The sequence below is a fragment of the Nocardia sp. NPDC056100 genome, assembly GCF_042266325.1.
In the GTDB taxonomy this organism is placed as follows: Bacteria; Actinomycetota; Actinomycetes; order Mycobacteriales; family Mycobacteriaceae; genus Nocardia.
Genome location: NZ_JBHJVY010000001.1, coordinates 795315 through 807218 on the forward strand (window position 1 = coordinate 795315; position 11904 = coordinate 807218).

An 11904-nucleotide genomic window follows, 5' to 3' on the forward strand; every position below is an offset into this window, starting at 1 on the left:
GGTACTCGCGAGATGCGGCGCGCAAGGACTGCGGGCCACGCGGCGGTTACCTCAGGAAATCAACGCATTGTCTCCGATCGATCGGGGCAAGAACGTTTGCCACTCTAACCAAGGCCAACGAACCAGTGCAAGTGTCTATTTCGTGAGCGGGCTCACTGGCCGATGCGGCGGGCCTTCATACCGTTCAACAGCGGAACCTCGGCGACCTTGCCACCGGGTTCGGCGTGCAGCATGCGGCCGTTGCCCAGGTAGATGCCCACCGTGGCCGGGCCGCGGGGGCCGAAGTTGCCGAAGACCAGGTCACCGGATTTGGCCTTGAGCAGCGCCACCTCGGTGCCGATCTCCCACTGCTGTTCGGCGGTACCGGGCAGCGAAATGGTGCCGTTGCTGGCCGAGAAGACGGCCGCGGCGGTCAGGCCGGGTTCGTCGAAACCGCCGTCACTGGGGCCCGATGTGGTGCCGCCACCGAAAACGTATGGGGTGCCGAGCCATTCGTGACCCGCCTCGGCGATCTGCGGCCCGAGGGCGGCAGCGGCGTCGGGGGTGAAGCGGCCCGCGCTGCCCATACTGCGGAAGTTCGCCTCGGCGGCAAAAATTCTCGCCACATAGGGACGGGTTTCGCTGAAGTGACCGGGCACCTGATTGGGCATACCGCCCGAGGCCAGCACCGCGCCCTCACCGGCGTTGTAGGCGGCCAGGCTCAGGGCGGTGACATCACCGGTCACCTTGCCCTGATCGATCCAGCCCTGCACCGCCTGGGCGATGGCGCACATATACCGGCCCTGGCCCATGATGGCGTCACCGTCGTCCCAGAGGCTGGCGGTGCCGTTACCGTCGGCGTCTATGACATAGGGCTGACCGTCCGGGGCCAGCGAAGCCGCCGTGCTGGGCAGGAATTGGGCCAGACCCTCCGCGCCGGCGGGTGAGGTCAGGCCGCGGCGGAAGCCGGATTCGGCCTCGCCCTGCGCGGCCAGCAGTGAGGAGCTGATCTGCGGGCAGAGCGAACCGGCGCGGCGGTACCAGACCTCGAGTTCGGCCGGAACCTTACCGGGGGCGAGATTGCCTCCGGCGGAACCGAATCCGTTCTCGCAGTTGTTCGGGACGGTCGCGGTCGGGAGCGAGGAACCCGACAGCCAGGCCATCGGGTCGACCTGATGGCCGCCGGTCAGGCGACCGCCGGGGACCAGCTCGAAATGCAAATGGGGACCGGAGGATTCGCCGTTGGAACCGACATCGGCGATGTGCTGGCCCATGGTGACGATGTCACCGGTGTGCACGAAGATGCCGGACTCGTACATGTGGCCGTACACGGTGGAGTAGCGGCGGCCGCTCTCGTCGAGGGAGTCGATGACGATCCAGTCGCCGAAGCCCGACGCCGGACCCGAGGCGACCACCAGACCATCCGAGGCAGCGTAGATGGGCGTACCCGCCGCACCCGCCATATCGACGCCCAGGTGGGTGCCGCCGCGAGCGCCGAACGGATCCGAGACGGTGAAAGTGCCTGCGGCCATGGGGTATTGGCGACGGCCCGCACCGGTGAGCTTGCCCGCCTCGTTCACCGTTCCTGGCATGGCGGCCAGGGACACCTCGGTCGGGCCGGATACGGTCGAGGTGGCGGTGACGGCCTTGATGGTCACCTGCACGCGATCCATATGATTGCGCGCCGCATCCCCGCGATCCTCCATGGGCGTCCACTGAATACCGCTGGAAGCCTCCGGAGTCCAGCTGCGCTGCCGCCACAGCACATAGTCGACATGGAAGTTCGCGGCGCTGTCGCGCAGGAAGTCGACGATGGCATCGCCCTTGGCCTGATCATTGCCGACGATGAATTCCACCGCGCGCCCCTCGCGATGATCCGGGTACGCGTCATCGGCGATGACCCCGCGCATATCCATCATGCCGAAACGCGCCACCACACAGCGCAATGCGCGCAGCGCGCCCTCCTGCAGTCCGGCCTCGGCGGCCGAACCGGTGGCGGGGCAATTGGGTTCGGTGCGCGCGCTGGTGGCCGCGGGAATTCCGGGAGTGCCCGCACCGCAGGTCGACTCGGTGGCGGGCAGGATGACCACGAGCACCAGGGTTACCAGGCTCAGAATGAGTCCGACGGCACCGCCGATGAGGTACTTGGCCTTCACGCCAGAACGCTTCCGGTGGCCGTCGTGATCACTCGGTCATCATGCCATGCCGGACACGCCGAATCACGGACCAGCCATTCGGTTTGGCGAGCCAGCGCGTCGTCCGCGACCCGCCGGTTCGCGGTTTTCGAAGGGCACACAACGGGCATCCTTCGCCAATGCCTTATGTCGCCCGCAATGAGGCCACCGCCGCCCGCATAATCAGCGGCGTCGGGGCACTGTTCGCTCTCACCGAGGGCCTGTACATCCTGCTGCTGGTGTTGCAGGCCGATCAGTCGAATCGGTTCTTCACCTTCATCAAGGGGTTCGCCGAGCCGCTGGCGCTGTTCTTCCCGGGACTGTTCCACACCGGCAACGGAACCATCGACATCATCCTCAATTACGGTCTGGCGGCAGTCTTCTGGCTTGTCGTCAGCGGTTTCGTCGCCCGGATGGTGGCGCGCTGAGCGTGCGCTACATCTCGGCGGTGGCCAGATCGAACGCGGTGAGCGCCGCGGCGAACAGCGGTGTGTGCTCGGAGCGGCCCGGATCGTAACCGGTGAGGGTGGCGATCCGGTTCAATCGATAGTTGAGCGTATTGCGGTGCACCACCAGGGACTCCGCAGCCGCCACCCGATTGTGATCGTGGGTGAGGAACGCGCGTAAGGCCTCCATCAGATGCGGATGTCCGGTAAGCGGTTCGAGTAGGCCCACCAGCCAGGTGCGCGCGGGTCCGGGCCGGGCGAACTGATACTGCAATGCCAGATCGGCCATTCGATACACACCGGTCGGTCTGCCCAAACCCAGTGCGAGCCGGGCGATCTCACCGGCCTCCTCGGCGCGCGGCGGAATCTCCGAAACCATTGCGGCGGTAGCCGTTCCGGCGATCACCCGGACACCCGCGGCGGTGGCGATGCGGACGATCGCGGCATCGAGCCGCGCCGAGGATTCGGTGGCGGGCACCAGCACCCAGCCGCCCGCGCGATCCAGCACGGTGAGCGCGTGCGGTGACAGCGTGTCGATCTCACCGTGGATGACGCGCATGGCGGGCCGCGCACCGTCCGCGGTCTCCGCGCCGCCACAGGTGCGCAGCGCCAGCACGTGATACGACCCCAGCGTGATTCCGAACCGGTCGGCCAGCATCTCGGCGGGCTTACCCTGTAGCAGCGCTTGCGCCAGAGCGCGTTTCACTTCCCGCTGCTCCCAGTGCAGATCCTGGCGCTCGCGCAGATACGAGGCCGCGACGCCCGGTATCACCGCACCCAGATAACCCAGCAATTGCGGTACCGCGGCGATGAGTTCCTCGCGCTGCTCCGACGTCTGCGCGGCGGCGGCCAGGAAATTCCAGGCTGCCAGCGCGCCCCGGTGATACACCGAGAGCACCGAATCCAGCGGAATGCCTTCGCGCGCACGGCGTACCGCGACCTCGATCATCTCGTCCAGATCCCCGGCGCGCGGTTCCCGATGTTCGCTCACCAGCCGCAGGAACAGCCGCAGATTCTCCTCCGAGCGGCGAATCAGGTCCTGTTCCAGCAATTCGGTCGGCAACTGTTCGTAATCGGGCACGGTGCGCACCACCGCGTGGACGACCTCGCGGGCCACCTCGGGTAGGTGCGCACTGAAGAATTCGGTGAAGGGTGTCTGCTCCCCCGGTGCAGTACTCATCTCGACATTGTGGGCGCGAACGAATCCCCGCGCAGCACAACGGGACACAACAGGGCAATCAAGACACCGACTGGTCCATATCCTGTCATCCGCACAAACTCACGGACCCGGGAGCGCGGCCGAGCACCCGGAAATCGCAGGGCTCCGCCCGCGTTTCAATCGGCTGACATGGGGAATCGCCCATATATGCCTTACATGTATCAAACCTACCGGGAGAGCATGGCCGCCCGCCTGATCGGCGGCATCGGTGCTCTGTTCGCGATAGTCGAAGTCGTCTACATCCTGTTGCTGGTCTTCGGCGCGGACCAGTCCAATCGCTTCTTCACCCTGATCAAGGGCTGGGCGGAACCGCTCGCGCTGTTCTTCCCGGGACTGTTCCACACCGGCAACGGCAATCTGGACATCGTCATCAATTACGGTCTGGCAGCGGTGTTCTGGCTGTTCGTCACCGGCCTGATCGCCCGGGTCGTGGCGTGACCCGGGCGTCGACGGCCCAATCGCGACGAACGGCTCAGAGCGTGACGATCGAGGTGAGCGGGTAATCGCCCTGGCGATCCCGCCCACCCAGGAAGCCGAGTTCGAGCACCACGGCCGCGGCCACGACCTCGGCGCCCGCGGCGTGGAACAGCTCGGCGGCGGCGGCGAGGGTGCCGCCGGTGGCCAGCACATCGTCGAGCAGCAGTACGCGACGACCCTTCAGATCGATACCGTCGGCCGGGATCTCCAGTGCGGCCGAACCGTATTCGAGGGTGTACTCGCGGCTGATGACCGGCGGCGGCAGCTTGCCCGCCTTGCGCACCGCCACCACACCGGTGCCCAGGATCGCGGCCACGCCCGCACCGAGCAGGAAGCCGCGCGCGTCCACGCCCGCGACCAGATCGGCATCGGGCGCGCACGCGGCGAAGCAGTCCAGCACCGTGCGGAAGCCCTCCGCATCGGCGAACACCGGCGTGAGATCGGCGAAACGCACTCCCGGAGTCGGGAAGTCGTCATGCCAGCGGGTCAGCCGCTGTACCGAGTCCGCGGCCCTGGCGGTGCGCTGCTCCACCGTTTCAGCGGTATCCGCGATTCCATGCTTGCTCATAGACCCACTCCTCGTCACCTCGCCACCACGGTCACTCACCGTTCGAGCACCCAGCGATCCATATTCCAACCCGCGCCCGCCCGAGTGGGGCTGGCGATCCCGTCCTTCAGTCCGTCCCCGAACGCGATGGTGCGCGGGGAGGCGAACAACGGGATGGACGGCATCTCGCTCCAGAGCAGGTTTTCCTGCTCGTTGAGCAAGTTCAGCACGGTGGTCGAGTTGTCCTCCGCCGCAAGCTGATCCGCGATGGCATCGTAGCGGCCATTGCCGAACCTATTGAAATTGAGCCCCTGACCTGTGTGAAGCGCGGCGATCGCATCGGTAGCTGTGAGCGATCCGGAGGGTCCCGGCATGGCGGCGGTACCGCCGAGGATGGCATCCACCTTGCCGTCGACGAGCTGCTGCGGGGAGAAGTCCGGGGCGCCCGCGTCCACCACCGTGACGCCACCGGCCTTGCAGGCGTCGGCGATCATGGCGACGGTCTGCGCGCGCCGCTCATCGGGCCGCAGATAGCCGATGCGAATGGTGGCATTGGCCTGTCCGGCGGAGGCCATGGCCTGACCGGCCGCGCCGCCGTCACCCTTGTTGTACTTGTCACCCGGACCCGAGATGGCCGGGTAGTACAGCGAATCCTGCTGCACCGTACGGGAATTCAGAATGCCCGCACCCAGGCCCACATCGACCTTGTAGCCCGGATGCCCGAGCTTGTCGAACAGCGCCTGGCGTGGCACGCAGAGCGCGAACGCGCGGCGCGCGGCCACATTCTGGAACACCCCGCCGGTGCTCAGCACCAGCTGCTCCACCCCGCGACCCGGCAGATTCTCCGAGGAGAACCCGCTCAGCTTGGCATCGCCGAGCGCGCCCGCACCGATATCGAGCACCCCGACGGCCTTCGAATCGACCTTGGCCTTGAGATCGGTGTTCTTGTCCCACACCACGATTCGCGGCGTCTTGGCGGCATTGCCCCACCACTTCTCGTTCTTGACCAGTACCAGACCGTCCTTATCACTGAACGATTCGATCCGGTACGGGCCCGAGGACGGCAGCGCGGTCAGATCCAGCTTGCCGGGGGCAAGCTTCCAGCCGTTGTTCCAGAAATCGGCGATCCGCTCGGCCGTGCCCTGATCACCGGATTGCAAGGGCGCCACCACATTCGGCACCTTCACCGCCGTGGCGACCACATGCGCGGGCATCAGCTCGGAGGCGTTGAACAGCGTCTTCCACGCCGTATAGTGCCGGCCCGGCCGGAACACCACGGTGGCGTCCTTGGATCCGGGCTGGCAGTCCACGCGCTCGATATCGCTGTATCCGGCCGTGCTCGCGGCATCGAACATGGGCACCGGTCCGCCCGGACCGGCCTTGGTGAAGCGCCCGCTGCGCGCCGCCCACGCCATGACCAGATCGTCACAGGAGGTCGGCGCGCCATCGGAGTACTTACCGTCCGGATTCAGGCGGTACTGGATGGTCTGCGCCTCGCCCGGCACCTCCTTGGCGGTGCCGGTATCGGTATCGGCCACCGGCTGCCCATCGGGTCCGGTGTAGAAGAACCCGGTGATCACCCGCGAGAACACCGCCGCCGCACCGCTGTTCGCGCCGAGCGTGCTGCCGCCGTTATAGCTGGCGACGGCGGTGTCGACGCCGTACCCGATGGACGGGACCTGATTCTTCCCGGCGCAGCCCGCCACCATGCCCGCGGCGACCACACCGGCGAGCACGATGACCGAACCGCGGCGAGCCGCGTTGATTCCTCCGTGGCGAGCCACGACAGAAGCGCTGTCGCGGCGAGCTTTGTTTCCGATCACTTGCCGCAACCCCCTGCGCTCAGTGCCTTCGCTTGGTTCGTTTCCCGGTCGGTCGGGTACCCGGTCGCGGCGCATCGCCCCCGCGGGAACGCGGTGCCGAGCCCTCGCGGCCCGCACCCGCCGCCACCGGACGGCTGGCCGCGCCCGCACGCTGCGCGGCGGCCTCGGTGGCCCGTCCGCTGACCGCACCCGAGCGACGCGCCAGCACCTTCTTGGTGTGCGCGGCCACCGGGCCGAAGCGCTCCTTGATGGTCACCAGCAGCGGCACCGCGAAGAAGATCGAGGAGTACGCGCCGACGATCATGCCGACCAGCTGCACCAGCGCGAGGTCCTTGAGGGTACCGACGCCCAGCAGCCATACCGCGACCACCAGCATGCCGATGATCGGCAGAATGCCGATGATGGTGGTGTTGATCGAGCGCATCAGCGTCTGGTTGGCCGCCAGGTTCGCCTTCTCGCCGTAGGTGTGCTTGGTCAGATGCAGTACGCCCTCGGTGTTCTCCTCGACCTTGTCGAAGACGACCACGTTGTCGTACAGCACATAACCCAGAATGGTGAGCAGGCCGATGACCGCCGCGGGCGTCACCTCGAAACCGACGAGCGAGTAGATGCCCGCTGTCACAACGAGATTGAAGAACAGCGAGCCGATGGCCGCGATGGACATATCGCGTTCGAAGCGAATCGCGATGTACACCATGGTCAATACGACGAAGACCACCAGCGCCAGCAGCGCCTTATGCGTGACCTCGCCACCCCAGGTCTCGCTGATCTCCGCGGTGGAGATGGCGTTCATATTGGGCTGCCCGTTCGAATCCTTCGGCTTGAAGGCGTTGAACAGGGCGTTCTGCAGTTTGTCGGTCTGATCCTTGTCCAGGCTGTCGGACCGGATCTGAATGGCAGCGGCCGAACCGGAGCCGACCTTCTGCACCGCGACCGCGTCATGGCCGAGGGTGTCGGCGTAGACCTTCTCCACCTGCGAGGTGGTGACCCCGTCGCCCGCGGGCAACTGGATGCGCGAACCACCGGCGAAGTCGATGCCCAGGGTGAAACCGCGCACCGCGATGGAGGCGATCGCGATCAGCAGCAGCAGCGCCGCGAGACCGTAGAACAGCTTGCGCCGTCCGACGATCTCGAAACCGCCTGTGCCGGTGTACAACCGCTCGAACAGGCTGTGCTTACGCGTCGCCCGCTCGGATTCGTAGTCGAGTTCGGAATCGATATCCAGAACCGAACTGTTGTCGCGCGCCATCACGCCTCCTTCACCAGGACGCCGGACGCCGCTTTGCGCTCCCGGGCAATTTCAGCAACAGCGCCGAGACCGTTCACCGACGGCTTGGCCCAGAAGGTCGAGCGCGACGCCAGCATCAGCAGCGGCGAGGTGACCAGGTAGAGCACGATGATGTCGAGCACCGTGGTCAGACCCAGCGTGAACGCGAAGCCCTTCACCTGACCGGCGGCCAGGATGTAGAGCACCGCGGACGCGATCAGCGAGACCGTCTTACCCGAGAGGTTGGTGCGCTGTGCGCGCTGCCAGCCGCGCGGGACCGCGGAGCGGAAACTGCGCCCGCCGCGCATCTGGTCCTTGATGCGTTCGAAGAAGACGACGAACGAGTCCGCCGTCATACCGATACCGATGATCAAACCGGCGATACCGGCGAGATCGAGGGTGAAGCCGATGGACCGGCCCAGCAGGATGATCAGCGCGTACACCGCCACACCGGCGGCGACGAGCGAGAAGCCGGCCAGGAAGCCGAGCATGCGGTAGTAGAGCAGGCAGTACAGCAGCACCGCGACCAGACCGATCGCGCCGGCGATCAGACCGGCCCGCAGCGAGCTCAAACCCAGTGTCGCGGAGACGGTTTCGGCCTCCGAGGTCTGGAACGAAAGCGGCAGCGAACCGTACTTGAGGGTATTGCCCAGCTCCTGCGCGGAGGACTTGTTGATACCCGGACCCGAGATCGAGGTGCTACCGCCGTACTGGCCACCCTGCTGCACCACGGGCGCGCTGACGACCTTGGTGTCGAGCACGAAGGCCAGCTGCTTGTTGTAGTACTCGGTGGTCAGCTTGCCCCAGGTGTCGGCGCCGCCGGACTTGAAGTCAACGGACACAACCCATTTGGATTCCTTCTGGACGTACTGTCCGGAGGCGTCCTTGATCTCCTGGCCGTCCAGGCGGCTCTTGTCGAGCAGGTAGACCTCATTGCCCTCGACGCCACAGGTCACCAGCGGCAGGTTCGGATCGTCGTTGCCCTGCAACGGATCCGGCTTGGTGCAGTCCATGGTGAGCATGGCGGTCTGCTGGATCGTCGGATCGGTGCTCTGGCGCAGGGCCTTCGCGTCCGCGATCTCCTTCTGCGTCTGCTGCGGGGTCGGCTGCGCCGGGGGCGCGGTCGGCGGAGTGGTGGGAGCCTGTGCCGGGAACACCCGGTTCTGCTGTGCCGGGGCCTCACTGGTCGGCGCGACATCCGCAGCGGGCGGCGCATCGGCCGGGGCGCTCGGGGAGACCGAGGCGGGTGGCGCGGCCGGCTGCTGCTGCGGTTGTTGCTGCTGCTGGTTGACCGGTTGGCCGTTCTTCACCTGCGGCGCGATGGCCTGGATCACCGGGCGGACGTACATCTTGGCGGTGGTGGCCAGCGCCTTGGCTTGCGCGCCGTCCTCGCCCGGAACCGTGATGACCAGGTTGTCACCCTCGATGACGACCTCGGAACCGGAGACACCCAGGCCGTTGACGCGCTGCTCGATGATGCTCTGCGCCTTGCGCAGACTGTCCTGGCTGGGCTTGCCGCCGTCGGGGGTGCGCGGCGTCAGCGTGACGCGGGTACCGCCCTGTAGGTCGATGCCGAGCTTGGGGCTCGCCGTTTTGTCTCCGGTGAAGAAGATCAGGCCGAACATCACGGCCACCAGTGCGGCGTAGACGCCGAGCAGGCGCAACGGATGCGCCGTTCCCTGGGAAGGTGGCACAGTACTTATCTCCTAGGCGGATCAGTGATGGATCGAGCGGGCACACCGCAGCGCCGTCGGCCGCCGGATCGCGGCGGGCCGACGGCGCGCGGGAATGTCAGTCCTTGGACAGCTTGGGGGCGTCTTCGGAGTTCTCCGACGCGGGAACGCTGTCGGACACCGATTCCACGGCCGGGGCCTCGGTATCGGTGTCGGTCGACTCCTCGGTGACCGCGGCGTCGTCCTTGCGGATTTCGCGGATGCTCGCGCGCAGCCAGGTGGTGACGACATCCTCGGCGATCTCGATATCGACCGAATCGTCATCGGCCTCGACGACGGTGCCGAATAGGCCCGAGGTGGTGACCACCCGGTCGCCGACCTTCAGGGCTTCCTGCATCTCGGTCACCTTGGCCATCTCCCGCTTCTGGCGGCGGACCCCCAGGAACATCGGGATGAGCAGAGCAACCAGCAGCAGCGGCAGCAGAAGGTCCATCGTCGAAGTCAGCCCTTAATTTGAGTGGTCGAATGGGTCGTTTCCCCGACAGTCTGCCAGGAGAACCTGAGATAGGGCGCGCCGACCTGTATTGGATTCGCCCAGGGCGAATGAGTTGGCCGGACGTGCGGACGACACCTCGCCCGGCGAATGGCCGACACAGAGCAAGATCGGTCAAGCGCGGCGGGCGGCTCGCACGCAAGACTTATCAGGTGCACATCGGACGAGATCGACTTCGTGAACTGCTGGACGCGGTGCTGGCGCAGGACAATTCGACGCTGGGAGATATGGCGGCCGAAGCGTTCTCGTCGCCGTTCCACTTTTCCCGGCAATTCGCCCGCGGCACCGGGGAATCCCCGGTCGCGCTGCGGCGGCGGGTGCTGCTCGAACGCGCCGCCTGGCAATTGAGCCGGGGCGAACGCGTCACCGAGGTGGCGTTCGAGGCCGGATACGACTCGGTCGAGGGGTTCAGCCGGGCATACAGCCGGGCGTACGGGCATCCGCCGAGCGGAACGAGCACCGAGCGGGCGGCGCGCTGGCTCCCGGCGGCCAACGGTGTGCACTTTCATCCGCCCATGTCCCTGTGGGTGGAGAGCGAACCGAAGGGACGACCCGATATGGACCCGACGGCGATCATGCTGCACCACGACGTCGATGACACCCGCGAACTGCTGGAGCGGGCGGCGGGATTGACCGATGAACGGTATCGGCAGGTGCGCGCACCGGGGTTCTCGGTGCTGGAGTGGGACGGGGTGGAGGAATCCATCGCCGGGGTGCTGGCCAACCTGATCCGGACCAGGGAGGTCTGGCTGGCCGCGATCGAGGGTGCGGACACCCCGGCCGCGACGGCAGACGATCCGGCGGCGCTGCGCGCGCGATTCGAGGAGGTCACCCCGCGCTGGCTCGCCGCCGTGCGCGAGATCGATGGGCGCGGCGGCTGGAACGACACCCTCATCGACGCGCTGTGCGAACCGCCGGAGAGCTTCGTGCTGGGCAGCGTGATCGCACATGTACTGACCTATTCGGCGCATCGCAGACTGCTCGTCCGAGCCTGGCTGCGCGCTGAATCACCCGATGACGCAATGGAAATCGGCCACGGGGATCCCATTATGTGGCTGCGACAGAGAGGTTGAGATGTCCTTCACCACCTATTACACCGCCAGCAGTCTGGACGGATTCATCGCCGATGCGGAGCATTCCCTGGATTGGCTGCTGTCCCGCAAAGCCGATAGTGACGGGCCGATGGGCTACAACCCGTTCATCGCCGAGATCGGCGCGATTGTCATGGGCGCCAACACCTATCAGTGGGTGATCGAGCATGAACCCGACGAGTGGTCGTACACCATGCCCGCGTGGGTGGTGACGCATCGCGAATTCGAGGCGAAGCCCGGACGCGATATCCGCTTCACCAGTGCTCCGATTCCGGAGATCTATCGGCAGATGGTCGAAACCGCCGGGGACAAGAACCTGTGGGTGGTCGGCGGCGGCGGGCTGGCGGCGGAATTCGCCGAGCACGGTCTACTCGACGAGATCATCGTCTCGTACGCGCCGGTCACCCTCGGCTCGGGTGCGCCGCTGCTGCCGCGCAAACAGGAATTGCGCGCGGTCGAAACGGCTCTGAACGGTGAACTCGTCTGCGCCCGTTTCGAAGTCGTGAAATAGCGCCGATGTCGTGAAATAGCGCCGATGTCGTGAGACCTGGCCGCGGGGGGGGGGGCCGCCCCCCCGCCCCCGCGGCCCCGTCCCCCCCCCAACCCCACCCCCCGGGCACGCCCCCACGGCACGACGCGGCGGTGGGGGGAATCG

The 11904-nt window shown here is 66.6% G+C and carries 11 protein-coding genes; 4 read left to right on the top strand and 7 right to left on the bottom strand.

Features of this window, described 5'->3' with window-relative positions:
* Nucleotides 1-152 precede the first annotated feature (152 nt).
* Nucleotides 153-2135 (bottom strand): peptidoglycan DD-metalloendopeptidase family protein, encoded by a 1983-nt coding sequence (locus ACFC0O_RS03770; protein ID WP_375953553.1) that lies wholly within the window; start codon nucleotides 2133-2135, stop codon nucleotides 153-155.
* 158 nt (nucleotides 2136-2293) lie between these two features.
* Here ACFC0O_RS03770 and ACFC0O_RS03775 point away from each other — a divergent pair, with 158 nt between their 5' ends.
* Nucleotides 2294-2581, top strand: a complete 288-nt coding sequence (locus tag ACFC0O_RS03775; protein ID WP_375953555.1) for a hypothetical protein — start codon at nucleotides 2294-2296, stop codon at nucleotides 2579-2581.
* Nucleotides 2582-2588: 7 nt separating this feature from the next.
* On the opposite strand, the gene ACFC0O_RS03780 is transcribed toward ACFC0O_RS03775, so the two are convergent.
* Complete coding sequence (locus ACFC0O_RS03780) at nucleotides 2589-3779, bottom strand: PucR family transcriptional regulator (protein WP_375953556.1); 1191 nt, start codon at nucleotides 3777-3779, stop codon at nucleotides 2589-2591.
* A gap of 195 nt (nucleotides 3780-3974) precedes the next feature.
* On the opposite strand from ACFC0O_RS03780, the gene ACFC0O_RS03785 reads away from it, so the two are divergent.
* A complete protein-coding gene (locus ACFC0O_RS03785) occupies nucleotides 3975-4256 on the top strand; it encodes a hypothetical protein (RefSeq protein ID WP_364632310.1) in 282 nt (93 codons plus the stop codon).
* Nucleotides 4257-4290: 34 nt separating this feature from the next.
* On the opposite strand, the gene ACFC0O_RS03790 is transcribed toward ACFC0O_RS03785, so the two are convergent.
* The 5 genes from ACFC0O_RS03790 to yajC all read right to left on the bottom strand — a co-directional run bounded on the left by ACFC0O_RS03790 (nucleotide 4291) and on the right by yajC (nucleotide 10098).
* Nucleotides 4291-4863, bottom strand: a complete 573-nt coding sequence (locus ACFC0O_RS03790) for an adenine phosphoribosyltransferase (RefSeq protein WP_375953558.1) — start codon at nucleotides 4861-4863, stop codon at nucleotides 4291-4293.
* A 35-nt stretch (nucleotides 4864-4898) separates the two neighbouring features.
* Entirely contained in the window at nucleotides 4899-6551 is a 1653-nt protein-coding gene (locus ACFC0O_RS03795; RefSeq protein WP_375955923.1) for an ABC transporter substrate-binding protein, read from the bottom strand.
* Nucleotides 6552-6684: 133 nt separating this feature from the next.
* Nucleotides 6685-7914 (bottom strand): protein translocase subunit SecF, encoded by a 1230-nt coding sequence (gene secF / locus ACFC0O_RS03800; RefSeq protein ID WP_364632304.1) that lies wholly within the window; start codon nucleotides 7912-7914, stop codon nucleotides 6685-6687.
* Entirely contained in the window at nucleotides 7914-9626 is a 1713-nt protein-coding gene (secD, locus tag ACFC0O_RS03805) for a protein translocase subunit SecD (RefSeq protein ID WP_375953560.1), read from the bottom strand. Before secD ends, secF begins: the two co-directional genes overlap by 1 nt.
* A gap of 97 nt (nucleotides 9627-9723) precedes the next feature.
* Nucleotides 9724-10098, bottom strand: a complete 375-nt coding sequence (gene yajC, locus ACFC0O_RS03810; RefSeq protein WP_364632300.1) for a preprotein translocase subunit YajC — start codon at nucleotides 10096-10098, stop codon at nucleotides 9724-9726.
* A gap of 212 nt (nucleotides 10099-10310) precedes the next feature.
* Between yajC and ACFC0O_RS03815 the strand changes: the two genes are divergently transcribed.
* The gene (locus ACFC0O_RS03815) at nucleotides 10311-11231 is read left to right on the top strand and encodes a helix-turn-helix domain-containing protein (protein WP_375953563.1); all 921 of its coding nucleotides are present in this window, start codon (nucleotides 10311-10313) and stop codon (nucleotides 11229-11231) included.
* 1 nt (nucleotide 11232) lies between these two features.
* Nucleotides 11233-11760 (top strand): dihydrofolate reductase family protein, encoded by a 528-nt coding sequence (locus tag ACFC0O_RS03820; RefSeq protein WP_375953564.1) that lies wholly within the window; start codon nucleotides 11233-11235, stop codon nucleotides 11758-11760.
* The last annotated feature ends 144 nt before the right edge of the window (nucleotides 11761-11904 follow it).